General features: G+C 40.9%; 24 protein-coding genes. 12 read left to right on the forward strand and 12 right to left on the reverse strand.

Annotated elements, in window-relative coordinates; genetic code table 11:
* Positions 1 to 40: 40 nt before the first annotated feature.
* From FTU02_RS14265 to FTU02_RS14275, 3 genes are all read right to left on the reverse strand, one after another.
* Positions 41 to 1,219 (reverse strand): hypothetical protein, encoded by a 1,179-nt coding sequence (locus FTU02_RS14265; RefSeq protein WP_180157712.1) that lies wholly within the window; start codon positions 1,217 to 1,219, stop codon positions 41 to 43.
* Between the two features lie 127 nt (positions 1,220 to 1,346).
* Positions 1,347 to 2,489 carry an MFS transporter gene (locus FTU02_RS14270; RefSeq protein WP_180157735.1) on the reverse strand — a complete coding sequence of 381 codons (1,143 nt, stop codon included), beginning with the start codon at positions 2,487 to 2,489 and terminating at the stop codon, positions 1,347 to 1,349.
* Between the two features lie 148 nt (positions 2,490 to 2,637).
* Positions 2,638 to 2,904, reverse strand: a complete 267-nt coding sequence (locus FTU02_RS14275) for a metal/formaldehyde-sensitive transcriptional repressor (RefSeq protein WP_078194474.1) — start codon at positions 2,902 to 2,904, stop codon at positions 2,638 to 2,640.
* Positions 2,905 to 2,960: 56 nt separating this feature from the next.
* On the opposite strand from FTU02_RS14275, the gene dmeF reads away from it, so the two are divergent.
* Both dmeF and FTU02_RS14285 read left to right on the forward strand, forming a co-directional pair.
* On the forward strand, positions 2,961 to 3,905 hold the full coding sequence (dmeF, locus tag FTU02_RS14280; protein ID WP_180157714.1) for a CDF family Co(II)/Ni(II) efflux transporter DmeF: 945 nt from the start codon (positions 2,961 to 2,963) through the stop codon (positions 3,903 to 3,905).
* A 116-nt stretch (positions 3,906 to 4,021) separates the two neighbouring features.
* A complete protein-coding gene (locus FTU02_RS14285; RefSeq protein WP_180157737.1) occupies positions 4,022 to 4,720 on the forward strand; it encodes a DsbC family protein in 699 nt (232 codons plus the stop codon).
* 76 nt (positions 4,721 to 4,796) lie between these two features.
* On the opposite strand, the gene FTU02_RS14290 is transcribed toward FTU02_RS14285, so the two are convergent.
* From FTU02_RS14290 to guaD, 3 genes are all read right to left on the reverse strand, one after another.
* The gene (locus FTU02_RS14290) at positions 4,797 to 5,054 is read right to left on the reverse strand and encodes a GlsB/YeaQ/YmgE family stress response membrane protein (RefSeq protein WP_078189516.1); all 258 of its coding nucleotides are present in this window, start codon (positions 5,052 to 5,054) and stop codon (positions 4,797 to 4,799) included.
* A 179-nt stretch (positions 5,055 to 5,233) separates the two neighbouring features.
* Entirely contained in the window at positions 5,234 to 5,761 is a 528-nt protein-coding gene (gene hpt / locus FTU02_RS14295; protein ID WP_180103148.1) for a hypoxanthine phosphoribosyltransferase, read from the reverse strand.
* A 225-nt stretch (positions 5,762 to 5,986) separates the two neighbouring features.
* Positions 5,987 to 7,303 carry a guanine deaminase gene (gene guaD / locus FTU02_RS14300; protein ID WP_180157715.1) on the reverse strand — a complete coding sequence of 439 codons (1,317 nt, stop codon included), beginning with the start codon at positions 7,301 to 7,303 and terminating at the stop codon, positions 5,987 to 5,989.
* 271 nt (positions 7,304 to 7,574) lie between these two features.
* Between guaD and FTU02_RS14305 the strand changes: the two genes are divergently transcribed.
* On the forward strand, positions 7,575 to 8,147 hold the full coding sequence (locus FTU02_RS14305; RefSeq protein ID WP_257232790.1) for a nucleotidyltransferase family protein: 573 nt from the start codon (positions 7,575 to 7,577) through the stop codon (positions 8,145 to 8,147).
* A 64-nt stretch (positions 8,148 to 8,211) separates the two neighbouring features.
* Here the strand turns inward: FTU02_RS14305 and FTU02_RS14310 are convergent, their stop codons facing one another.
* Positions 8,212 to 9,177, reverse strand: coding sequence for a TerC family protein (locus tag FTU02_RS14310; RefSeq protein WP_180157719.1), 966 nt, complete (start codon positions 9,175 to 9,177; stop codon positions 8,212 to 8,214).
* Positions 9,178 to 9,479: 302 nt separating this feature from the next.
* The gene (locus FTU02_RS14315) at positions 9,480 to 10,673 is read right to left on the reverse strand and encodes a sugar transporter (RefSeq protein ID WP_180157722.1); all 1,194 of its coding nucleotides are present in this window, start codon (positions 10,671 to 10,673) and stop codon (positions 9,480 to 9,482) included.
* A 122-nt stretch (positions 10,674 to 10,795) separates the two neighbouring features.
* Between FTU02_RS14315 and FTU02_RS14320 the strand changes: the two genes are divergently transcribed.
* The 3 genes from FTU02_RS14320 (at position 10,796) to FTU02_RS14330 (ending at position 12,837) form a co-directional block, all read left to right on the forward strand.
* Positions 10,796 to 11,110, forward strand: coding sequence for a GNAT family N-acetyltransferase (locus FTU02_RS14320; RefSeq protein ID WP_373683696.1), 315 nt, complete (start codon positions 10,796 to 10,798; stop codon positions 11,108 to 11,110).
* Positions 11,111 to 11,468: 358 nt separating this feature from the next.
* The gene (locus tag FTU02_RS14325; protein ID WP_180157725.1) at positions 11,469 to 11,753 is read left to right on the forward strand and encodes a GNAT family N-acetyltransferase; all 285 of its coding nucleotides are present in this window, start codon (positions 11,469 to 11,471) and stop codon (positions 11,751 to 11,753) included.
* Positions 11,754 to 12,366: 613 nt separating this feature from the next.
* A complete protein-coding gene (locus FTU02_RS14330; protein ID WP_180085999.1) occupies positions 12,367 to 12,837 on the forward strand; it encodes a BLUF domain-containing protein in 471 nt (156 codons plus the stop codon).
* Between the two features lie 59 nt (positions 12,838 to 12,896).
* On the opposite strand, the gene mpl is transcribed toward FTU02_RS14330, so the two are convergent.
* On the reverse strand, positions 12,897 to 14,261 hold the full coding sequence (gene mpl / locus FTU02_RS14335; protein WP_180157727.1) for a UDP-N-acetylmuramate:L-alanyl-gamma-D-glutamyl-meso-diaminopimelate ligase: 1,365 nt from the start codon (positions 14,259 to 14,261) through the stop codon (positions 12,897 to 12,899).
* Positions 14,262 to 14,535: 274 nt separating this feature from the next.
* On the opposite strand from mpl, the gene FTU02_RS14340 reads away from it, so the two are divergent.
* On the forward strand, positions 14,536 to 14,874 hold the full coding sequence (locus tag FTU02_RS14340; RefSeq protein WP_078189529.1) for a DMT family protein: 339 nt from the start codon (positions 14,536 to 14,538) through the stop codon (positions 14,872 to 14,874).
* Between the two features lie 129 nt (positions 14,875 to 15,003).
* Here FTU02_RS14340 and FTU02_RS14345 read toward each other — a convergent pair whose 3' ends face one another.
* Positions 15,004 to 15,348, reverse strand: a complete 345-nt coding sequence (locus tag FTU02_RS14345; protein ID WP_180157729.1) for a hypothetical protein — start codon at positions 15,346 to 15,348, stop codon at positions 15,004 to 15,006.
* Positions 15,349 to 15,563: 215 nt separating this feature from the next.
* On the opposite strand from FTU02_RS14345, the gene purE reads away from it, so the two are divergent.
* The 3 genes from purE (at position 15,564) to FTU02_RS14360 (ending at position 19,231) form a co-directional block, all read left to right on the forward strand.
* A complete protein-coding gene (purE, locus tag FTU02_RS14350; protein ID WP_078189531.1) occupies positions 15,564 to 16,076 on the forward strand; it encodes a 5-(carboxyamino)imidazole ribonucleotide mutase in 513 nt (170 codons plus the stop codon).
* 16 nt (positions 16,077 to 16,092) lie between these two features.
* Entirely contained in the window at positions 16,093 to 17,214 is a 1,122-nt protein-coding gene (locus FTU02_RS14355; protein WP_111886091.1) for a 5-(carboxyamino)imidazole ribonucleotide synthase, read from the forward strand.
* Positions 17,215 to 17,944: 730 nt separating this feature from the next.
* Complete coding sequence (locus tag FTU02_RS14360) at positions 17,945 to 19,231, forward strand: lytic murein transglycosylase (protein ID WP_180157731.1); 1,287 nt, start codon at positions 17,945 to 17,947, stop codon at positions 19,229 to 19,231.
* A 99-nt stretch (positions 19,232 to 19,330) separates the two neighbouring features.
* Here FTU02_RS14360 and FTU02_RS14365 read toward each other — a convergent pair whose 3' ends face one another.
* Positions 19,331 to 20,458: an anhydro-N-acetylmuramic acid kinase gene (locus FTU02_RS14365; protein WP_180024979.1), complete on the reverse strand. Its 1,128-nt coding sequence runs from the start codon at positions 20,456 to 20,458 to the stop codon at positions 19,331 to 19,333.
* 63 nt (positions 20,459 to 20,521) lie between these two features.
* On the opposite strand from FTU02_RS14365, the gene tyrS reads away from it, so the two are divergent.
* Complete coding sequence (gene tyrS, locus FTU02_RS14370; RefSeq protein WP_171262600.1) at positions 20,522 to 21,754, forward strand: tyrosine--tRNA ligase; 1,233 nt, start codon at positions 20,522 to 20,524, stop codon at positions 21,752 to 21,754.
* Positions 21,755 to 22,249: 495 nt separating this feature from the next.
* Here tyrS and FTU02_RS14375 read toward each other — a convergent pair whose 3' ends face one another.
* The gene (locus FTU02_RS14375; protein WP_180157733.1) at positions 22,250 to 22,891 is read right to left on the reverse strand and encodes a YitT family protein; all 642 of its coding nucleotides are present in this window, start codon (positions 22,889 to 22,891) and stop codon (positions 22,250 to 22,252) included.
* Between the two features lie 224 nt (positions 22,892 to 23,115).
* On the opposite strand from FTU02_RS14375, the gene FTU02_RS14380 reads away from it, so the two are divergent.
* Positions 23,116 to 23,388 carry a hypothetical protein gene (locus FTU02_RS14380; RefSeq protein WP_180085985.1) on the forward strand — a complete coding sequence of 91 codons (273 nt, stop codon included), beginning with the start codon at positions 23,116 to 23,118 and terminating at the stop codon, positions 23,386 to 23,388.
* Positions 23,389 to 23,730: the final 342 nt, after the last annotated feature.

The raw sequence follows: 23,730 nt of genomic DNA on the forward strand, positions 1-23,730 counted from the left end.
AGCACGATGTTCGAAAACATCGTGTTTTTTTTGCATCCCTTTAGCCTGGGTTTGAGCCAAAAATGATTTTAAAGATCGATCTCAGCACATCTTTCATTTTCATCCCATAAAAAGGATTGATTGCTGCTCTTTTTGATGCGGCTTCAACTTTGACTTTGAGTGTTGCATAGTCTGGAAATTGTTGCTGTTGCGAGGATTTTTCGACCGCTGACAAAATATCAATTAAAAAAGCACGATTGATTTTTGAACTTAATGGAATGGATTGATACCACTCTTTTTCAAAGCGACGATCTAAAAAGATATCGGGAATTTCGGGGCTGGTGGCATAAAACATGGCTTTGGTGCGCATACATTTACTGCATTGACCACAATTTTTTGGTCGAGCCCTATAGTCCACACAAATCGACAGGGTTTGTAAATCTAAGTCAGATTGGCTTAAAAATGCGGTTTTTTGAGATCGCGTGACATCATCGTCGAGGGTGATTAAGACCCCAGATCGGTTCTTCATCAATCGGTTGGATGCCGTATTTGAGCCATAGGGATGAACGAATAATTGTTGATCTAAACGGTAATCGGCTGAAATTCGATATTGCTGGTAATGTTCAAAAATCGAAGCGCAGGAAAACAGCGAAAAGATATGTGTGACATGCGAACCTTTAGGGTTACAGCCATATTTACTGTACAGCGTGTAAGCATCGGTTTTTACCACGCGACTTTGCTTAAAAACTTGGCTTCTAAAGTCATGGGTCTGATCCATTAAGGCCTGAAATTTTTCATGGTCATCAAATTTATAATCCATTCCATGCACAGTGAGACAATCAGAGTCTTGCCCATTTTCAAGAAAAGCTTTGTATGTACTATATGTGGAGTCAATTCCACCGCTAAAAAAGCTTAAATTTGGAGTGGTTTGGTTTGCCGGTGGTGTTTGGATAATCGATGCAGCACTGAGCATGACTGGTTGATATAAATCAGGTAACCAAGCGGCCCAGACAGTTGAAACCTCCCGTGCGGAGTGGAGGGTTTGTATTGAAATAGGTCCTTCTACATGCAGCGGGATGCCAAGGCGCATGGCAATGGGTAAAAAGCCCCAAACAATAAAATCATAGGTTTCTAATTGCGGTAAGGATTCAAACGGTAAAATATAGTGAATATTACCGTATTCGCTGCTAGCAATGATTTGATTTTCTACAGTGTTAATTTGACATTGAATTTTTAGCATTTTTTAAATTTTTGAATCACATCAGACAAGATCTTAATTTAATTTGATTGATTTTTATAGGGTTTCTTAATTGTTTTTGGGTTTAAGAAGCACCCAATACAAGATGCTTCTTGAATAAGTTTAGTGGTTAATTGGTGTTCAGACTACGGTGCCAAAGCAATAAGCCGATACACAATAAACCTACACCCATACAAAAACCTAAAACACCGACGATCAAGCCGAAATGATCAGATAAATAGCCGGCTGCAATAATTGGAATAATGGTTCCTAAATATCCGATAAACAAATAGGTCGAGATCACCGCAGCACGGTTTTGATTGTTGGTCATTTGATGAACTAAGCCAAATGCGCCTAAAAGCCCTAGACCATGCCCTACACCGACTAAAATATCGCTAATAAAAAACAATGCACTCCAGTGTTGGGTCATACATAGCGCAAGGAGCGCATAGCTCAGTATTAACACTATTAAGCCGGCATTGACACATTTTGCAGAAGGAATCGATTTCGCCATAAATTGCACGACAGCGGAAACCAGCAAGATACTTGCAATGGCACTACCACTGACCAAAGGGCCATGCCATGGGATCGCATCTTTGACGAAAGAGGGTGCGAGTGATGCAAATAAGCTGAAGGAGCCAAAGGCACAAAAGGCAGTCAGTCCAGCGATATAAAATCGTGAATGATCACGCTTTTCAGGCAATTCCAAATGTGGTGCCACTGAAAAAGGCTGTGGCTCAAAATTCGGTGTGCGAATAAAAAATAACCCCATTAAACACGCCAACCCCCCAAAGATCACAGGGATATAAGGGGTGACTAAAGGCTGTTCCGAAAATTGGGCAATCACTCCACCAATAAATGGGCCGAGACCAAAACCAATCACGGTAATGATTGAACTCAACTGTGGAGCATTATTTTTATGCGGTTCAGGAATGGTATAGACCAAACCAAGCATGGCTGAGGTGCTGATTAAACCCGAGGCAATCCCGATAATAAAGCGCCCGATAGATAACCACAGCGCATTACTGGCAAACACCGACAAGCTTAAACCTAAGATAATGCACGCCATACCGATTTGCAGGGTTCTTAAAAAACCAAAACTATTACTGGTACGACCTAAAAACAGCAAGGTCGCTAGGCAACCAAACATGTAGGCAACAAAGATATAGGTGATATGACTCGGCAGCAGTCCCCAAAGTTGTTGATAAATGGGATACAGAGGACTAGCTAGCGCTGTACCAATAGTGCCCATACAGAGTGCAAGGCTCACCATGATAAACGGTCGCCAAGAGGGAGATGTGGTCATTTTAAAGTCGCAGAGGTACAGTCAATAGGGTCAATATTGTGCTGTATGAGAAAGATGGAAATATGGGCTCAGTTTAATGCCGATTTTTTTCCATGGTCAAATCACAGTTGTAACTTTATCCATAGCGTTTAAGCAGTTTTACAAATTCTTCCAGTTCTGCTTCATTGATTTCAGCATCTTGAGGTAATACATGATGGCGTAAATGTGCTTCGATTAATTCATTCATTAATCCATTTACAGCACCTTTGATGGCCGCAACCTGTTGTAAAACCTCGATACACCCTGCTTCGGGTTGCTGTAAAGCCAGTTCAACCGCATTGACCTGACCTTGTAGACGTTTAACCCGATTTAAAATCTTTTTGTCCTGATGTAAATGACTCAACACTTTCTCCCGAAAATAAATATACTATGGGGGAGTATATTTAAGCATAGAACCTAATGAAAACTTCCCCATCCATCCGAATTCATCATCATCAATTTGATGAAGGTAATCCACTCGCACAAAAACGGATCTTAATTGCCACTATTTTAACGGCAGTCATGATGTTGTTAGAAGTCATTGGCGGTTGGATTTTTAATTCAATGGCATTATTGGCAGATGGCTGGCATATGAGTTCACATATGTTGGCATTAGGTTTGGCTTATTTTGCCTATCGTGCGGCACGCCACTATGCCCAAGATGCTCTTTTTAGCTTTGGGACTTGGAAAATTGAAATTTTAGCGGGCTATAGCAGCGCGATATTATTGATGGTCGTTGCTACATTTATGGCCTTTCATTCGGTGGAACGCTTATTCAACCCGGTCCAAATTCATTATAACGAAGCAATCCCTATTGCGATTTTAGGTCTAGTGGTGAACTTGATCTGTGCTTGGTTATTGCATGATGACCATCACCATCACCATCACCATCACTATCATGAGCATAGCCATGAGGTACAGCGTGATCATCATCACGACCTCAATCAGAAAGCAGCCTTCATGCATGTGGTTGCTGATGCGGTGACTTCGGTGTTGGCGATTGTGGCTTTATTTGCTGGAAAATGGATGGGCTGGGGATTTTTAGATGCGCTATTGGGGATTGTTGGTGCGGTACTTGTTGGTAAGTGGGCCATTGGGCTGATGAAAGAAACAGGACAAACATTACTGGACGCAGAAATGGATCATCCTGTTGTCGCTGAAATTCGTGAGGTTTTGCAAGATTTACCAGCGCCTGTTATGGTGACCGACTTACATGTGTGGAAAGTGGGTAAAGGTCAGTTTTCATGTATTGTGGCTTTAGAAACAAGTCAGGCATTGAGCGCAGATGAAGTGCGTCAAGCACTGTCGATTCATGAAGAAATTGTGCATGTGTCTGTTGAAATTAATTCACCTGATGCAGCTTAATATGTTCCACGTGAAACGGCATGTAGCTATTGCGTAATGAACTGAAAAAAGCCCAAGACTTTCACGTGTTAAGGCTTAGAATGCTGAATCAATTAAATGTTGAAGTTGTTCGGTCTATGTTGAAAAAAATATGTGCATTGGCGTTGAGTACCACCCTTTCGACTTTTGCTTTAGCAGATGCGGCACAGGTTCAAAAGCTCTTGGCAGAAAAGCACCCCAGTTTAAAAATTGAAAATATTCAAAGTACCGAAATGCCGGGCATATATAGCGGTTTTGTTGAAGATCAAGTTTTGTATTTGAGTGAAAATGCGGATTATGTGATTGCAGGATCTATGATCCGTTTAAAAGATCAAAAAAATCTGACCAAACAATTGATCCTCGATCAGCAAAAAACTGAGTGGAATAAACTCCCATTACAAGATGCGATTAAAACAGTCAGGGGGAATGGAAAGCGCCAAATCGCGATCTTTTCTGACCCAAATTGCCCATATTGTAAGAAGCTTGAAGTAGAGCTAGCAAAACTCAATGATGTGACCATTTATACTTTTATCACAGCCATAAAACCGCAGTCGTTGGCGCCATCGAAGCAGATTTTTTGTGAGTCAAACCCTGCTATGGCCTGGGATAATTTAATCAATAAGGGAATTCAACCGAAGTCAGCGAAAAGTTGTGCAAACCCGATTGATCGAAATTTAATATTAGCTAAAAGCTTAAAACTAGGTGGTACACCGGGAATCGTTTTTGCCAACGGTTCGATCTTAACTGGTGCTTACCCTGCTGCTGAATTAGAATCGATGTTAAAAGAGATCAAATAATTTCAGCTGTACGGCATGAATAAAATATAAAAAAAATACCCGTCTATAGGCGGGTATTTTAATGGTGCTATAAAAATTAGACGCGGGTTTTTTTCGTTACAAGGTTATAGATAAACAACACGATGATCGCACCAATGACGGAAGCGATAAATCCTGCAGCAGAATTTTCTCCATACAGACCTAATAAACGTCCGCCATAGGTCGCAAGTAAAGAACCTGCAATCCCGAGAATGGTGGTCATGATGAAACCGGCTTTGTCATCTCCAGGATGGATCGCACGTGCAATTAAACCAGCAATAAAACCAACAACAATCGCAACAATGAGTGACCACATAGTAACTCTCCTTTTGTTATCATGTATTTGTTTTTTACGACATGTTCAATCTTTATCTTTAATCAAAACTGCGCTGAGCTATAGCCTAAACATGCAAAAAACTGTTGTTTTTTTGTTCAAAACAAACCAAAAAATAAAAAAAAAGTGGCCTTCGGCCACTCTTAAGTATCTGATCTTACTTAGAGACCAATTTCGCCAATAAATGGAATATGACGATATTTTTGATCATAGTCCAGACCATAACCCACGATAAATTTATCTTCGACTTCAAAACCTAAAAATTTCACTTCGAGTTCAATCTCACGACGTGAAGGCTTGCTAACCAAAGTACAAAGCTCGATTGAGTTTGGATTACGCGTCTGTAAAATTTCTAAGACTTTGCTTAAGGTATTGCCTGAGTCAATAATATCTTCAACCACCAAGACATCTTTATCTTTAATGTCGCCGTCTAAATCTTTTAAGATTTTAACATCACGAGTAGATACAGTCCCAGCGCCATAACTTGAAACGGTCATGAAGTCGAGTTCATGCGGTTTTGAAATTGCGCGGCAAAGGTCAGCCATAAAAATAACAGAACCGCGTAAAAGACCGATTAACACCAACTCTTTGTCGCTGTTAGCATAGTGTGCATCAATTTTTGCGCCAAGCTCTTTCACTTTAGCTTGAATTTCTTCAGTGGAAATCAGTACGCTCATTTGAACAGACATGGGTAGATACCTAAAAAAGCAAATCAAAAAAATAAAAAAGGTGTTGACTTGCAACACCTCTAAAGATGAACCAATTTTAATACATCTGGCTCGCAGATGCATCTTTTTTGCCGTTGAAAATGTAATCAGTTTTTCTTGGAAGTGCTGTCACGCTTGAGTAAGCACAAACACGCGACGGCAATCAGTCCAATTTTCAACGCTGTTTTTCGTCTCGGTCGAGCCGTTTTATGCTTTGACATACGCACATTGTCCAAACACATAGGTGGCATGGATATTACGATCATCACCCATCAGCATGAGGGCAAATAAAGCATCTTCCAGATTTTTGGTATGTTGTTGACGTAGGGCTTGTAGCGCAGTGGCTTTTAAATCGAGTACCACAAAATCTGCTTCTTTGCCTAAATCAAAGTTTCCAAGTTTGTCCTGTAGGTCTAAGGCTTTTGCTCCCCCTAACGTGGCATGGTACAGCGCTTCAAATGCGGACAGTTTATCGCCTTGAAGTTGTTGAACTTTGTAGGCTTCATTGATGGTTTGTAGTTGGTTAAATGAGGTGCCTGCACCAATGTCTGTGCCTAAGCCGACTTTCACCTGTTTTTCCCATGTTTTCTTTAATGGAAATAAACCACTGCCTAGGAACAAGTTCGAGGTTGGACAAAACGCGATTGCAGAGTTGGTCTGATGCATACACTCCCACTCGGCATCTTCCAAATGCACGCAGTGCGCAAACACGGAACGTGATCCGGTCAGACCATAATGATGATAAACGTCTAAATAGCCGTTTTGCTCAGGGAATAATGATTTGACCCACGCAATTTCATTTTTATTTTCACTCAAATGCGTATGTACATAAACATCAGGATACTCGGCTTTTAGCTCCCCTGCCCGTGCCAATTGTTCAGGCGTTGAGGTTGGGGCAAAACGAGGTGTGATGGCATACAGGTTACGCCCCTTACCATGCCATTTTTCGATGAGAGCTTTGGAGTCGTTATAGCCACTCTCAGCTGTGTCACATAATGCTTCAGGGGCATGTCGATCCATCATGACTTTACCAGCAATTAAGCGCATCTGATGCTGTTCTGCAGCTTTAAATAAAGCATCGACCGATTGTGGATGAACTGTACAAAAAACAAGAGCTGTTGTGGTTCCGTTTTTGAGTAACTCGTTTACAAAGAACTGTGCAATTTGCTCTGCATAAGCTGGATCTTCAAATTGGATTTCAGTTGGAAAGGTATAGGTATCGAGCCATTCCAGTAGCTGTTCACCATAAGCCCCCATCATTTCCGTTTGTGGATAATGAATATGGGTATCGATGAAACCCGGAACAATCAATTGATCGGAATAATGCTGTACTTCAACCTGATCTGGGAGATGGTGTTGGCCCTCAGACCATGGACCGAACCATTGAATTTTTCCGGCTTGCGTAATTAGCAAACCATCTTCGAAATAGCGCACTTGGTCGTGAATTTCACGTGCTTGGGCAACTGTATTCTGAATATCTAGAAAGCGACCACGGATCGCTGTAGATGCGATAACAGAAGACATGACATACCTGCAGTTTAGAATTTTTTCGGTTGATTGTAGCCCAATTTGGTTCAAAATACCGTTAGAGTAATTGTGAAAATGTGTTCTAAAAAATAGAACAGTTGTTTATAAGTGATTCTGTTTTTTGTTCATTGTATTTGATTTGAATAATACAAAAGCATTGAGCCGTGTACACTGCATCGATGAATGAATAAAGACTAACAGGTGCAGCGCTTGCTATATTGATCTCAAGAGCGCCCTTTAAAAAACGATAATGAACCCTTTAGTGAACATGAGCTATTCAGACCAATTAAAGCATAACCTACTTCAGCATCAAGGCATCATGCACATTTTACATGCCCTGTATGCCATAGATACACAGGCTTATTTGGCTGCAGGCGTGGTTCGTAATTTGATTTGGTCACAGCGACATCAACAACACTATGCACTGGAAGGCACAGAAGTGGATGTGATTTATTATGCGGAACATGATGATGGAACACAGGGTCAAAGGATTCAACAGCAGATGCAGTCTGAATTTCCCCACATTCATTGGGATGTTACCAACCAAGCGACAGTACACCAGTGGTATCGCTTGGAAAATGGTGAGCCGATACAGGCGCTCAAGTCGATTGAGCATGCCCTATCGTTGTGGCCAGAAACTGCTACTGCCATCGCTGTTAAATTGGATGATCAACAGCAAATACAGCTAATCGCCCCTTTGGGCTTAGATGATTTATTTGAGTTAAATGTGCGTTGGAACCCACGTTTAGTCAGTCAGGCGACTTTTTTTCAGCGTGTGCAGCAAAAACAATTTTTACAACGCTGGCCGAAACTCAAACTCTTGATGACGCCTGAAGCTTAGTCCAAGTTTTCGTTGCAGAATAAAAAAGCCTTCTCGAAAGAAGGCTTTTAATCATCTAAGTGTTTTAAAGCATGGTTTCATTGTACTTCTTGCTGTGTCGGATCGATAACCACGCGGTGATGGTTAAGGTCACCACAATAAAGCCGAGTGAAATCCAAATTGGCATGTGGAACACATCGAGCAACAGCATCTTAGCGCCAATAAATACCAGGATAATGCCCAGACCATATGGTAAGTAATGCATTTTCGATGCAGCACCGGATAAGAGGAAGAACATAGCACGTAGACCTAAAATCGCCATTAAGTTTGCAGTCAGTACAATGAATGGGTCAGAGGTAACTGCAAAGATTGCTGGGATTGAGTCCACCGCAAAAATTACGTCCGATGCTTCAACCAAGATCAACACTAAAAAGAGCGGCGTTGCCCACAAGACACCATTTTGACGAACGAAGAATTTATCTTCATGCATTTGAGGAGTAATACGCATGTGTTTACGTAGCCACTTCAAAATCGCCATATCTTCGATATCTTTATCTTCTTCGTCTTGGCCTTTAAGGAATTTAAAGCCGGTATACACTAGGAATGCGCCGAAGATGTACAGTACCCAAGAGAATTCTTGAACGAACCATGCCCCAATAAAAATAAAGATGGTACGCAGTACAATTGCACCAAGGACACCGTAGAGCAACAGTTTACGTTGCAAAGCCGGTGGAATGGCAAAGGCAGCAAAGATCATGAGCCAGACAAAAACGTTATCAATTGCGAGTGATTTTTCGAGCAGATAACCAGCGAAATATTCCATGACTTTGGTGTTTGCAACAGCGACACCAGCGGTTTGCTGTAAGTAGAGCCACAATGCACCACCGAATAAGGTAGCCACAGAGACCCATGCAATACTCCAATAGGCAGCGGTTTTGACTTTGATTTCTTGGCCTTTGTTATTTTTAAAGCCTAAAAAGTCGATGAGTAGCATGATGGTGACTAAACCGAAAAATGCCAGATATAGCCATAATGAGCCAATCGTTTCCATGTGTATTCTCCACATCTAACAACCAGCCATAAAAAAACCTCGACCAGTTGCCAGACGAAATAAAACGCCTGAGACAACATGATCAAGGTCTTGCCTACATCGTACTGTAATGATTTGCAGCAGCGATGCTCAGATACCGACTTTTTGCAAAGTGTAATGACGATATTCTGACACGTAAAACAAGGTTTACGTTTGGAGGAGGCTACTCCCCTTGTTCAAATTTTGTTTTGGACACTGTCCAAATATGCGGCAAAGCATGACAGTTTTTAGTACAAAGCGCAATCAGCAATTTGCGAATTCATTTAATGTGCCACAGGAGGATTAAAATCACCACGGTGTACCAACGCTAAGGCTAAAAGTGTGCCGATCACGGCGATGATTCCTCCGATCACGCCGATATAACTTAAATCGAAATGTACACTGACCATGCCGCCCAAGAGTGCGCCACCGCCAATCCCGACATTATAAAGCCCTGAATAAATAGCCATGGCGACATCGGTGGCGTCGGATGCGAGATGTAGTGTCTTTGACTGTAATGCGAGACTAAATCCAATGATACTCATGCCCCACAATAAGCACACTGCACTTACACCTGCAAAACTCAAAGAAACAGGAAGCAACAGCAGCATGGATAAAGCCAGTGTGGCTGTACTCAAAGGAATCGCAACTTTAGGATATTTCCCACCAAATTTCCCGAACAGATAAGATCCCAGAAAGCCTGCAGCACCAAAGATTAATAACAAGGCTGTGGTTTGCATGGAGCTGAACGCAGCAATGTTAAGTGAAAACGGCTCGATATAGCTATATGCAGTAAATTGCGCACTAATCACGATAATGGTTAATACAAACACCATCATTAAGCTCGGACGGCGAATAAACTGTTTTAGGCTGCTCAGCGAACCTGAGTTTAAACTCGGTAATATCGGCAGTGTTTTGGCTAAAATCAGGCAAACGATACTGGCGCCAATGCCAATCAGAGCAAAGGTATTTCGCCAACCATAGGCTTCTCCGACCATACGCCCAAACGGAATACCGAGAACCATCGCCAAAGCTGTGCCTGTGGCCAAAAGCCCCAAGGCTTGAAATTCTTTGCCTTTCGGTGCAACACGAACTGCCAGCGACGCAGTAATTGACCAAAAAAGTGCATGCGAAAAAGCAATGCCAATTCGACTGAGCAATAAAGTATTAAAGCTCCATGCGAAATACGACAGAACATGGCTGATAATAAACACCATAAATAAGCAAATCAGGAGTGATCGACGTTCAATATTTTTGGTCAATAACATGATCGGCAAAGAAATCGGCGCAACCACCCATGCATACAGCGTAATCATGATGCCGACATCGGTCGCGGCTAAGCTAAATGTTTTGCCAATATCGCTGAGCAACGCGACAGGTACAAATTCAGTGGTATTAAAAATAAATGCTGCGAAAGCCAAAGCAATCACAGCCGTCCAAGAGCCAGAAGAAGCCGTTTCGGAGGGAGAGGCAGACATGAGTGTCTTCAAATAAATAAAGTGGCTTATTTTACTATGCTCTATACACAAGCAGGAACCGATTTAAGCCCTGTGCATGCGGTTTAAATTAATACAAAAACAACAGAGTTGACCTGCATTACATGCCAATTTATAAAAAAATGGAGGAAATTAAGATGTTTGTGCAACAAGATGATGATCAAAAAAAAGGGGCTTTTTTTGTTGAGCAAGATGGGGAACGTTTGGCAGAGATGACTTACTCATGGGCAGGCGATGATAAATTTATTATTGATCATACCGATGTCAGTGACAGCTTGCGAGGACAAGGTGTTGGACGACATCTCCTCGATGCAGCAGTGAATTTTGCTCGGGAAAAGAACGTGAAAATTATTCCACTCTGCCCTTTTGCAAAATCTGTATTTGATAAAGATGAATCGATTCGTGATGTTCTACGCTAATACGCTAAATTGTATAGCGTGATGTGGATTAATCATTTGGATAAATAAGAACAGCCTGATGGTATTGCGATCAGGCTGTTCTTTTATTTGAAATCTAACTGTGAAATTGAATTAAGATCGTGATTTATACAGCGATACAACCAAGCAAGCTGCAGCAATGAGCAATACAAAGATGGCGACGAGGTAAAGGTCCATAATAAAAATATCCGGCAAGTGTGATTTAATTGTTTTTTAATTAATGTGAAAGGTGTACGGATTTATTATCACCTACAGTTGAATATAGGTCGTTTAAGTTCTGTACCAATCACTTTCTCGTTTGTTACACGGTGTATTTTTTCATAAAAAGGAAGAAAAAACAGTGACTATGCAACATCAAGATAACGGTCAAAAAGGTGAATTTTTTCAGTTAAATGCTGAGGGTATACGCCTCGCAGAAATGAGTTATCTATGGCGTGATGAACACAGCATTGTGGCTAATCACACGTGGGTAGATGATTCCTTACGTGGGCAAGGGGTAGCTCGTGTGTTATTGGATCATTTGGTGGAATTCGCTCGTGAGAAACACTTAAAAATTATCCCAACCTGTTCTTATGTAGAGGTGATGTTTCGCCGAGACAAGACATTAGTGGATGTTCAAGCCTAAAAAAGCCCGCGATGCGGGCTTTTCTATCATTATGAAATTTTAAAAAAAACTTAAAAGCTAATTTGTATTTAATTGAGCTTTAATTTTAACAGCGTTGAAGGTGCTTTAAAAAGATTTGGCCAAAACTGCAATAAGATCGAGCAGCTTGATATCCCTAAAAATAAGCTTAAACACATGATATTTAATAATGCAAAGTCATTCAGTACAAAATAAATACTGCCAATAGTCATCATCATCAGTAAATAAATGAGATAGTGAGGAATCACAGTACGCAGTATTATTCCTAAAATAAATGAGCAAATAACAACATTAAAAAAATCTGAAACGCCAAAATTATTCAGTATGATCAAGGCAGCAAAATATACACAAGTGATCGATAAAAAAATGAGTAAATTTTTAAGCATGGTCGGCCTCTTTATTCATCTTCAAATGGAAATAATTTCATTGTTTTAATATGTATAAGTTTAAAAAAATGAAGGTGATATCGGTATACGTGATCTTGGTTTTCTGTTGTAAGTTAAAAAGCACATTTGATTAAAAAATATACAAATATTTACTCATCCTGTAGAACTTTCTACGTTAAAATCGTGCAAATACTTTAAGAATAAACACAATGATACAACTCTGTTATGCCAGTACACGTGTAGAACAACAATTTGATTTAATACAAGATTTAAGTGATATTTTGGTGAGAGCCCGCAGCTTCAATACCGAACAGCGTATTTTTGGCGTGCTGTACTATGCCGAAGGCCGGTTCTTCCAATGCCTGCAAGGTGAGCAAGCGGCTCTCGAACAGCTTTTTCAGCATATTGCGAAAGATACTCGCCATCGGGATATTGTGCGTTATCCTGATCAAACTATTGATCAAATCGATTTTTCAAAATGGTCGATGAAATATGTCAACCGACATAGTGAAATTGCTAGTTTGTTTCAGCGCTTTGGACATTCAAGCTTTCAACCCGACGTGCTCAATCTAGAACAAATTCAGGCTTTTTTAACGACATTGTTAAGATTAGAGAATGTTGAACAGCCGGTTAAGCTGGATTTAGGCTATAAAAACCGAGGCTATCAGAATTATTTTTAAGCTGAGTGTGAATAAAAAAAAGCCCGCGCAGCGGGCTTTTTTTATTTTATCTAGTGGGTTTAGGCTTTTAATGCACTGATCAACTTCTGATGTAAACCACCAAAACCGCCATTCGACATAATCACCACAGCATCGCCCTCGCCTGCCTCGCTTACGATGGTTTGAATGATCTCATCGAGTGAACGCGCCACCACAGCTTTATTCGCAGCAGCTTCAATCACAGGTTGTAAATCCCAATCCAAACCTTCAGGTTGATACCAAATCACTTCATCTGCTAAGCGTGCAGAATGTGCAAGCCCATCTTTATGGCTACCCATGCGCATGGTATTAGAACGTGGCTCGATTACCGCCCAAAGCTTACGTTGACCCAGACGCTTACGCGCACCTTCTAATGTGGTATCAATCGCCGTTGGGTGATGTGCAAAGTCGTCATACACTTCAATGCCACGGACTGTACCCAAAAGCTCCATACGACGTTTGACACCACCAAAGTTTGAAAGCGCTTCACACGCCGTTTCAATCGAAACACCGACATGTTCTGCTGCAGCAATGGTTGCCAAAGCATTGGCTACACTGTGTTGCCCAGTCATATTCCATTTGACTTCGCCTTTCACGACACCATGCTGTAGCACTTTGAAATGTGAACCGTCAGCAGACAATTGTTCTGCATACAATTCAGATTTGTCATTGGCATCTAAAGATGTACGCACCACAGGTGTCCAGCAGCCCATTTCCAAGACTTCATCAATATTTGTTTCAGTGATGGGCGCAATGATACGGCCTTCACTTGGAATAGTACGCACTAGATGATGGAATTGCTTTTGAATTGCAGCCAAGTCTTCGAAGATATCGGCATGGTCAAATTCAAGGTTATTTAAAATCGCTGTTTTAGGATGGTAATGTACAAACTTAGAGCGTTTGTCGAAGAATGCTGAATCGTATTCATCTGCTTCTACACAGAAATATTCACCACCGCCTAAACGTGCGCTTTCACTAAAGCCTAAGGGTACGCCGCCAATCAAGAAACCTGGGTTTAAACCCGCTTGATCGAGCACCCATGCCAACATGGTTGTGGTTGTAGTCTTGCCATGTGTGCCTGCAACACCTAAGACATGTTTACCTTGTAGCACGTGGTCTGCAAGGAACTGTGGGCCAGAAATATAAGGCAGGCCTTCGTTCAGCATGTATTCCACTGCATCAATGCCACGTTTCATTGCATTGCCGACAATCACGAGATCTGGGTGTGGTTGAAGGTGGCTACGGTCATAGCCTTGCATTAAGGTAATGCCTGCATTTTCCAATTGGGTAGACATTGGTGGGTAAACGTTTTGGTCTGAACCCGTCACCTTATGTCCTAAATCACGCGCCAAGAGCGCCAATGAACCCATAAAGGTGCCACAAATACCCAAGATATGCAGATGCATTCGTTCTAACTCCACTGCTTTTATCGACACATCACTTTGTTATTGTGGTGTTGTCATTATAGATTTGGTTGAAAAGGTTAATTTCATTTGAGAGCAACCATAGCAAGGGTCTTAGGGAAAAGATAGATTTTTTTGTATGAGATCGTGCAAAAAGATTGAGCTCGTAACTGATCAAATGTACGCAATTTTCTTGAGGATAAAAACACGGAAAATAGGCGCGAAATCGTGATGAAAAACGTACAATATGCGCAATTTTTTGCGATCTTGATTGCTTATGTCACTTGCCCTATTTTTATTGATTATCTCCAACTGTTTTATGACTTTGGCCTGGTATGGGCATTTGAAGTTTTTACATGATGCGCCGCTTTGGCAAGCGATTTTATTTGGATGGGCGATCGCGTTACTCGAATATAGTTTTATGATCCCAGCAACGCGATTGTTGGCCAAACATGGGTGGTCTTTGGGTCAAATGAAAATCACACAAGAAGTCGTGACGCTATTGGTCTTCGTCCCATTTATGATTTTCCTTTTTAAACAGCCCTTTAAATTGGACTATTTGTGGGCAGGTTTATGCCTTTTTGGATGTGTCTATTTCGTATTTCGCAGTGCTTAATTGATTCAATACCGTATGGGGCTGATCATTTAAGTGAGGCGTGTTTGCAGGCATTTTTGAGTATTTTAGTGAATTTACTGTCTTGTGGAGTGGAATCTTCAAAGTCAAAGGCATAATCACTCTCATTGGTTAGTACAGTCTTTGACCGTCTGCTTCAAAGTCCATGAGTGCAAAACCAAAGCTTTGGTCATCACAATACACACGATATTCTGAAATTGAATACATTTTATCGCGGCCATCATCTGCTTTGTAATAGCCTGTCATCTTGAACGACTCACGTTCATCAATGATCGATTTTCCGGTGACTAAAAATTTTTCGTGGATGTAGCCATTACTCTTAATTTGGCCGTTATAGTCTTTTTGTTGCTGTAAAAGGTTAAATTCTTTCACAAATTGGTTCGTATTGGGTTGAACGAGTTGGGCAAAACTTTGAGAGCTTAGGGCTAGAGTAAGTAGGATAAACATCTGTTTCATATTTAAAGTGTTGTTATAAATATTGATTTAATAAAAGTTTTTATAAAATTGAAAAAAATAAAAATATTTTCATCAAAATATTATGGAGTTTTCTTTTAAAGACAACCGTTAAATTTTATTGAGATGAATTTTCAGTCTATAATATGGGGCTCTTATTAAAGCTTGGCTCTAGTCGAGATTTACTCTCTCTTACTTTAATCTCTGGAAACATTGCAATGAATGCGGCCGCTTCACAAGACACTCCTCTCGTTGGAATTATCATGGGTTCTCAATCGGATTGGGCAACGCTAGAAAACACTGCCAATATGCTGAAACAGCTTGGCGTCCCATTTGAAGCGGAAGTTGTATCTGCACACCGAACTCCAGATCGATTATTCGAATATGCTGAAACCGCACGTGATCGTGGTATTCAAGTGATTATTGCCGGTGCTGGCGGTGCAGCGCATTTACCAGGTATGTGTGCAGCCAAGACTGACCTACCTGTACTTGGTGTACCGGTAAAATCATCAATTTTAAACGGCGTGGATTCATTGCTGTCTATCGTGCAAATGCCAGCAGGTATTGCAGTTGGTACTTTGGCGATTGGCCCAGCGGGTGCGACCAATGCAGCGATCATGGCGGCACAAATTTTAGGTTTAACGCGTCCTGAAATCGCAAAAAATGTTGCAGATTTCCGTGCTGCGCAAACCGATAAAGTGGCGAGTAAAAATATTCCGGGTCAAGCTTAATTAAGGGGCATTTCTCATGGATAAAACCATTGGTATTTTTGGTGGTGGCCAGCTTGGTCGCATGATGGCGCAAGCGGCATTGCCTTTAAACATTCAATGCACCTTCTTTGAAGCGAGTACCGACTGCCCTTCAGCAGCGCTGGGTCCAGTGATTTCGACTCAAGCTGAAAATGGTTTGCAAGATTTCATTCAGAGCGCAGATGTTTTCAGCTTAGAGTTTGAAAATACTCCGTTAGCAGATGTTGATGTGTTGACCAAGAACAAAGCATTGCACCCACCGCGCCAAGCTTTAGCGATTGCACAGCATCGTTTGTCTGAAAAAGCCTTGTTTGATGAATTGGCTATCCCAGTTGCACCTTATAAGGCCGTGACATCTTTCGAGGGTTTACAAGCTGCTGTTGCTGAGTTGGGTTTACCCATCGTACTGAAAACATCGCGTGGCGGTTATGACGGTAAAGGTCAATTTGTGCTACGTAGCGCTGAGCAAATGGATCAAGCATGGGCTGAACTGGGCCCTGCTGGTGAATTGATTGCGGAAAGCTTTGTAACCTTCTCACGTGAAGTCTCAATCATTGCGGTGCGTGGTCAAGACGGTGATGTGAAAACATGGCCATTGGCGGAAAACCACCACCACAACGGCATTTTGTCGCATTCAATTGTGCCTGCGCCAAACAGCGCAGACTTACAACCAGTTGCGCAAGACTACATTACTCGCCTGCTCAATCATTTGAATTATGTCGGTGTTTTGACGCTAGAGCTGTTTGTGACAGATAAAGGCTTATATGCCAATGAGATGGCGCCACGTGTGCATAACTCGGGGCATTGGTCGATTGAAGGTGCAGTGTGTTCACAGTTTGAAAACCACATTCGTGCTGTAGCAGGTTTGCCTTTGGGTTCGACTGAAGTTGTTCGTCCAACGGTCATGGTAAACATCATTGGCCAACATCCGAAGTCTGAAGATGTATTGGCACTGAATGGCGCGCATTTGCATCTGTATAACAAAACAGAGCGTGAAGGCCGCAAAATCGGTCACATCACTTTAATGCCGAACGATACTGCTGAATTAACAGCTTTATGCCGTGCTTTGGCGAAAATTTTGCCGAATCCACTGGCACTTAGCGAAGATATGACCATTTAAACCTGTGTTTGAATGATAAAAAAGCGGTCATGCACATGGCCGCTTTTTTTATTGCTGTAGTTCGGGCATCATTGCGCCTCTTTGCAAAATCACACCGTTTATCGCTGAAACGATAAGAAACTATTGATCATAAAGTGTTCGTTCGTTTATAAATATTCTGCGTTAATCTTCGTATTATTTTTTGTGTATCACAATAGCCTGTGATGTGTGTGAATCAAAATCAAAAATAACCAATGCGTTTTGAATTCAAATTGTGTTTTTAAATTCAAACTATGAATTTGAATTCAAAAAATCCTATACCGAAACAATGAATTCAAAGTTTATGAATTCAAATTTGAAAAAATGAATTCATTTCTCTGTGTTTAAATTTAAAATTTGAATTTAAAAGTTGCTCAGACTTATTGGATCTATAGGGAGTGTATTTTAAAACCTATAATATTTTGATTATTAATAATAAAAATGAATTTTTACCCCATTTTGCATTTGTGGATAATTTTTTATGCGCCTAATTTATTTTTAAATTTAAAAGTTTTGAATTTAAATTTAAACCAGTGTTTGGTTTGTAGTGAATTTAAAGTTGGGTTGTGGGTAACTGCTTTTGAATTCAAATTTTAAAAATGAATTTAAATAAGTAGAAAATATGAATTTAAATTTACGTTTTGAACCTTTAACTTTTGCTTTGAGCTGCTATTGTTAAAGCAACAATTTAAATTCAAAAAAGATCTAGGGTATGAAGCATCACTTAGGATTTGTTTTCGGGACTGCTTTATTGGCAATAACTCAGGCAAATGCCGAGTTGATTATTAATGGTCAGTCTGTCAATGCGTCGAGCATGCCTACAACAAGCAGCATTTCACCACAAAATAACTTTCAAGGTTGTTTAGCCAATTTGCGCTCGCAAGCAATGAATGCTGGTGTGAGTGCATCCACTTATGATCGCTATACGCAAAATTTAACACCTGATTATTCTGTGATTGAAAAGCTCAACTATCAGCCTGAGTTTTCAACTCCGATTTGGGACTATCTGTCCGGTCTGGTAGATGAAGAGCGTGTACAACTGGGTCAGCAGAAATTGGCGCAGCATCGTGATGTATTAAACCGTGTCGCAGCGGCTTATGGTGTGCCTGCTGAAACCGTGGTCGCGGTTTGGGGTGTGGAGAGTAATTTTGGTGATATTGCGGGTAGCTATCCTTTATTACAGTCATTGGGCACTTTAAGTTGTGAAGGACGCCGTCAAAGCTATTTCCGTGGCGAGTTTTTTGCAGCCATGCGGATTTTGCAGCGTGGTGATTTAAATGAATCTCAATTGAAAGGTTCGTGGGCAGGTGCATTTGGTCATACCCAATTTATGCCGAGTACCTATGAAGAACTGGCCGTGGATTTTGATGGTGATGGCCGCCGTGATTTGGTGTCGAGTACCACGGATGCATTGGCATCTACAGCCAACTTCCTGAAAAAGCGTGGTTGGCAAACTGGTCAGCCGTGGGGCTTTGAAGTAAAAATTCCCGAAGGAATGTCGATCAGTGGTGAAAGTCGCCGTAATAAAAAATCCTTGGACAGCTGGATGAATCGTGGTTTGCAGCGTGCCGATGGTACACCGTTAATACAAGGTAACCTTTCTGGATCAAGCCAAGCAGGTTTAATGGCACCAGCTGGGGCAAGTGGGCCTGTGTTCTTGGTGTTTAAAAATTTCGATGCAATCTATAGCTACAATGCCGCAGAGAGTTATGCATTAGCGATTGCGCATTTATCCGATCGCTTGCAAGGCAAGGGTGGCTTTAGTACGACATGGCCAACCGATGATCCTGGGACTTCACGTGCGGAACGACGTGAGATTCAACAATTTTTACTTAACCGTGGATATGACATTGGTAAAGTGGATGGATTAATTGGAGATAAAACCCGTCAAGCCATTCGACAAGAGCAAAATCGACTGGGTTTAAGTCCAACAGGTCGGGCGGGACAGCAGATTTTACGGGCATTTCGTAATGAGCATGCCAAGGCAATGATGAATTAAGTTTGAGCTATGCTTTTTATATAGTAGTCAATATATATAAAAGCTTGTCTATATAAAAAAGGTCTGCAATTGCAGACCTTTTTTATATGTTTTTGACTCTTAAACCGCAGTGATTGTACCTAAGATACGATAGCCAGCAGCACCAGTCACACTTGGTAAATTTGCACTAAGCTGATTGACAAAGCGCATCGCCAACCAAGCAAAGGCTGTGGCTTCCACCCATGTTGGGCTTAAGCCTAAATCTGCGGTACTTTGTACCGTCCATTCATGTTTACGTAAACGCCAGCGCAGTTGCTCTAATAGGTGCGAATTGTATGCACCACCACCGCATACATAGACTTCACCAGTATCCATATCAGAACGGTAAATGGCTTTTTTAATGGCACGTGTGGTGAGTTTCATTAAGGTTGCTTGAATGTTTTCTGGCGTATCTTCAAGTTCGTCATATTCGAGATCTCCACGCCAATCGAGAATCTGTTCATCTAACCATTCTAGATTGAAGTCTTCACGACCTGTGCTTTTTGGCGGTTCTTTAGAGAAAAACTCATGTGCTTGTAAGCGCTCGAGCAGACTGCGAATGGGTTGACCATAAGCTGCCCAGTTCCCATTTTCATCATAGGGCTGACCAGTATAACGTTCGCACCAAGCATCCATTAAAATGTTAGCTGGACCTGTATCAAAGCCATACACGGCTTCAGGTTGACCTGCAGGCAACATGCTAACATTGGCAATTCCGCCCAAGTTCAAAATCACACGGTGAATGGTGTCATGTTGGAAAAGCGCTTGATGAAACGCAGGAACTAAAGGTGCGCCTTGACCACCTGCAGCCATATCACGGCGGCGGAAGTCTGAAATCACAGGGATTTTAGTGAGTTCGGTAATAATATTGGGGTCGCCAATTTGCAGGGTAAAACCATGTTCAGGACGGTGGCGGATGGTTTGACCATGTGAGCCAATCGCCTTGATTTGACTACGATCTAGCTCATTCTTCTCGATCAACTCATTGATGCCATGACCGATCATTTGAGCTAAAGCAACGTCTGCCTTACCCATGCGATCAATTTCGTTATCATCAGGCAAGGTGAGGGCCATCAGTTCATCACGAAGGTCTGGGTCAAAGGGAAGTGTGAGCGTCGCATGAATCTCTAAAGGATCAAAAGAAGCAGCAACAATATCGACACCATCCATGCTCGTGCCGGTCATTACCCCAATGTAGATCGCTGTCATGATGATTCTTAAGCCTGCAATGTGCTGAAAAAGTGTTAGTATATCGCACAAATTGTATAACTGATCTATTTGGATTTTGTGATGTCAAATTTCCTGCCGGCTGAAGAACAACTTGCCCTCATCCAACGAGGCACACATGAGATTATTTCTGAAGAAGATCTTCTTAAGAAATTAAAGCAGAATCGCCCATTAAAAATTAAAGCGGGTTTTGACCCGACTGCACCTGATTTACATTTAGGTCATACGGTTCTGATTAATAAATTAAAAGTTTTCCAAGATTTAGGTCATGAAGTTTACTTCCTGATTGGTGACTATACAGCCATGATCGGTGACCCAACGGGTAAGAGCGCTACGCGTCCACCGTTGTCACGCGAAAAAGTTTTAGAAAATGCTAAAACTTATCAAGAACAAGTGTTTAAGATTCTTGACCCTGCGAAAACTAAAGTTGTGTTCAACTCAGAGTGGTTTGGTCAAAAAACTGCTGCTGACTTGATTCAGTTGGCTTCACAGCAAACTGTGGCACGTATGTTGGAACGTGATGACTTCACTAAACGTTATAACAGCCATCAACCAATTGCGATTCACGAGTTTTTATATCCATTGGTGCAAGGTTATGACTCAGTTGCGCTAGAAGCGGATGTAGAGTTGGGGGGTACAGACCAAACCTTTAACTTGCTGATGGGTCGTACATTACAAAGCCGTTATGACCAAGAATCTCAAGTGTGCATTACTGTGCCAATTCTTGAAGGTTTAGATGGCGTAAATAAAATGTCTAAATCTTTGGGTAACTATATTGCCGTATTTGATGCACCGGGTGCGATGTACCAAAAAGTGCTTTCAATGCCAGATGATTTGATCGAACGTTACTTTGACTTGTTGAGCTTTAAATCGATTGAAGAAATTCAACAGTTGCTCAAAGAAGTGGCTGAAGGCCGTAATCCACAAGAAGTGAAGAAAATTCTTGCACTTGAATTGGTTGAGCGTTTCCATGGCGCAGAAGCTGCGGCAAATGCGCACAAAGGTGCAGGTAACTTGATTACTGAAGGTGAACTTCCAGAAGGTACACCAGAAGTGACTATTTCTCGTGGCGCATTTGGTGGTGAAATTTTCATTACTTCTATTTTGCGTGAAGCGGGTTTGACTAAAAATGCTGCTCAAGCAAAAGATGCAATTGGTCGTGGTGCAGTGAAAGTGGATTGGGAGGTGGTTGATGCAGGTTATGCTGTGTCAGAAAACAAAACTTTGATCATTCAAGCGAGCAAAAAAGCGATCGCAAAAGTAACTTTTACCGACTAATAAATTCTTGAATTTTTAGTTAAGTTATTGAATTAAAAGCAGGCTTCGGCCTGCTTTTTTTTACCAATTAATATATTAATAATATAAATAAGCAAATTCAAAAAAAACCTTATAAAAACAACACTTAAATTTTGCCAAATGTGTTGCATTTCTTGAATTTTATGTATAAGATTTATTCATCTAGAGAGATATATATACCATCTAGAGGGTACATAACGATAACTCCACTTTTTATAAGTCTCTTCCCCAAGGGACTCTTTTTTTAGTGAGTTAACAAATAACTATAATAACTACACGATGGATCGACTAAAGATTCAATTCTAAGGGAAAGATTTTGGGAGAGATCTTTCCCTTTTTTATTTGTAAAATTGAGCTATTCCTTTCAAAAATCACATTCATTTCTGTATTAAAGACTTTAATCGCACCAGAAAAAAAGCCCGATTCAATCGAGCTTTAAAATGTTTCTACTTAGACAGATGTTCATTGAGTTTTGTTTTAGGGCTTAGAACTAAATTGAATGAAGCTTAATTTAGGTAAGATCCGCTTAACTAATGTTCCCACTAAAAGTGCGGTAATAATGGTGCCTTCACGGACTCCGATGACTTGATGTAAGACCAGCCAGCTACTGATAACCGCAATACTGACCAAGACAATGTCGCCATAGGTTTTACAGTTGCCAAAATCAAGGCGATAACGAACAGCAATGGCTTGATAGAGGCCTTCTGCGGCCAAGAGGACTAGACTGGCTTTGACCACTAAGCTCACACCTAAAGCAGTAATCAGGCAACTTGCCAAGCAAGCCAGGAGTTGAAGTGGGTAACTTTCTATACTCCAGCCTTGGGTGAACCACATTAAACCGTCAATAAATGCACCAAACAAAATTCCCACGGGTAATTGCAACCACTGTATCCACTGAAAGCGTGATTTTAAGATCAGCATTTGCAGCAGAATCATGACGATATGCATTAATACTGTTAATGTGCCGACGGTGAGTGGAAAGATATAGCTAAAGCTGTAGGGCACCGAAGAAATAGGGGATGTCCCTAAATTTGAATGTATAGAGAGTACGACACCAAAAGCTAGTAATCCTAATCCGCTTAATAGTAAGAATAAGCGTGGAAAAAACTGTGTTGGCATCCTGCACCTAAAAAATAAAAAGAGTGTACGTGAAATGCAGCCTGCGCTCTATGCGTCTAAAGCCCAAAAATAGTGGCTTTTTATGACTGTGATCGTTAATAGTGATTATTCAAATAAATAGGCTATATTTTTATCAGCAAAAATGACTAAGCATGTAATTAAAATGATTTTTGCAAAAACAGGCCTTATGGAACAATGGTCAAAAATCAAAAAAGAGCAACAATATGGCGTATTACAATACCGATAATCATGATGAACAGATCGATCGAATCTTGAGATATTTATTTGACTACCAAACCAAACAGCATAAACGAGCATTATTTTGTGAGGCGCAGCAACAATTACATGATTTGGATATCGCGGCACAGTACCAACTATTTGCATTGGTGCGAGAACAACTCCCTCGACGTGCCAAGCTTTTATTTTCTGCCGAGGATTTTAGTGGAAAGCAACAAGTCATCTTGGAAGTCATGCAACATTTAGCATATGAACGTTAAAAGAATGTTGGTAAATATAAAAATGCACGCTAAAAAATGTCTATGAAGCTTGAATCGATATGATGATAGAAAAAAATTAAGTGCTTTGAGGAAGAAAAGTAGACTAATGATTAATAAATAATCAAAGTCACTTTTATTAGACTTAAAAGCGCTGAAAAAGATTTGCTAGATATAAGAAATTTACTTAATTAAATATCGACTATTTGCTAAATATTTATAAAAAATGCTTAAAAAATAGGTAAAAGTGCAATTTTTTTAGCAAAAACGCTTATAAAAAATACATACGTGAAAAATATAGTGAATTGGGGGTTGCAATGATTCTGAAATGCTCTAGAATGCACC

The sequence above is a fragment of the Acinetobacter sp. YH12045 genome, from assembly GCF_013419925.1.
GTDB lineage: Bacteria > Pseudomonadota > Gammaproteobacteria > Pseudomonadales > Moraxellaceae > Acinetobacter > Acinetobacter amyesii.

Excerpts from the sequence above, each read along its gene's own strand:
- FTU02_RS14270 (WP_180157735.1), bottom strand. The coding sequence starts at position 2,489 with ATGGTGAGCCTTGCACTCTGTATGGGCACTATTGGTACAGCGCTAGCT.
- FTU02_RS14355 (WP_111886091.1), top strand. The coding sequence starts at position 16,093 with ATGGATAAAACCATTGGTATTTTTGGTGGTGGCCAGCTTGGTCGCATG.
- FTU02_RS14330 (WP_180085999.1), top strand. The coding sequence starts at position 12,367 with ATGATACAACTCTGTTATGCCAGTACACGTGTAGAACAACAATTTGAT.
- FTU02_RS14265 (WP_180157712.1), bottom strand. The coding sequence starts at position 1,219 with ATGCTAAAAATTCAATGTCAAATTAACACTGTAGAAAATCAAATCATT.
- FTU02_RS14285 (WP_180157737.1), top strand. The coding sequence starts at position 4,022 with ATGTTGAAAAAAATATGTGCATTGGCGTTGAGTACCACCCTTTCGACT.
- mpl (WP_180157727.1), bottom strand. The coding sequence starts at position 14,261 with ATGCATCTGCATATCTTGGGTATTTGTGGCACCTTTATGGGTTCATTG.
- purE (WP_078189531.1), top strand. The coding sequence starts at position 15,564 with ATGAATGCGGCCGCTTCACAAGACACTCCTCTCGTTGGAATTATCATG.
- FTU02_RS14305 (WP_257232790.1), top strand. The coding sequence starts at position 7,575 with ATGAGCTATTCAGACCAATTAAAGCATAACCTACTTCAGCATCAAGGC.
- FTU02_RS14310 (WP_180157719.1), bottom strand. The coding sequence starts at position 9,177 with ATGGAAACGATTGGCTCATTATGGCTATATCTGGCATTTTTCGGTTTA.
- FTU02_RS14340 (WP_078189529.1), top strand. The coding sequence starts at position 14,536 with ATGTCACTTGCCCTATTTTTATTGATTATCTCCAACTGTTTTATGACT.
- hpt (WP_180103148.1), bottom strand. The coding sequence starts at position 5,761 with ATGTCTGTTCAAATGAGCGTACTGATTTCCACTGAAGAAATTCAAGCT.
- FTU02_RS14315 (WP_180157722.1), bottom strand. The coding sequence starts at position 10,673 with ATGTCTGCCTCTCCCTCCGAAACGGCTTCTTCTGGCTCTTGGACGGCT.
- FTU02_RS14365 (WP_180024979.1), bottom strand. The coding sequence starts at position 20,458 with ATGACAGCGATCTACATTGGGGTAATGACCGGCACGAGCATGGATGGT.
- dmeF (WP_180157714.1), top strand. The coding sequence starts at position 2,961 with ATGAAAACTTCCCCATCCATCCGAATTCATCATCATCAATTTGATGAA.
- FTU02_RS14360 (WP_180157731.1), top strand. The coding sequence starts at position 17,945 with ATGAAGCATCACTTAGGATTTGTTTTCGGGACTGCTTTATTGGCAATA.
- FTU02_RS14345 (WP_180157729.1), bottom strand. The coding sequence starts at position 15,348 with ATGAAACAGATGTTTATCCTACTTACTCTAGCCCTAAGCTCTCAAAGT.
- FTU02_RS14380 (WP_180085985.1), top strand. The coding sequence starts at position 23,116 with ATGGCGTATTACAATACCGATAATCATGATGAACAGATCGATCGAATC.
- FTU02_RS14375 (WP_180157733.1), bottom strand. The coding sequence starts at position 22,891 with ATGCCAACACAGTTTTTTCCACGCTTATTCTTACTATTAAGCGGATTA.
- FTU02_RS14290 (WP_078189516.1), bottom strand. The coding sequence starts at position 5,054 with ATGTGGTCACTCATTGTTGCGATTGTTGTTGGTTTTATTGCTGGTTTA.
- guaD (WP_180157715.1), bottom strand. The coding sequence starts at position 7,303 with ATGTCTTCTGTTATCGCATCTACAGCGATCCGTGGTCGCTTTCTAGAT.
- FTU02_RS14320 (WP_373683696.1), top strand. The coding sequence starts at position 10,796 with ATGCCAATTTATAAAAAAATGGAGGAAATTAAGATGTTTGTGCAACAA.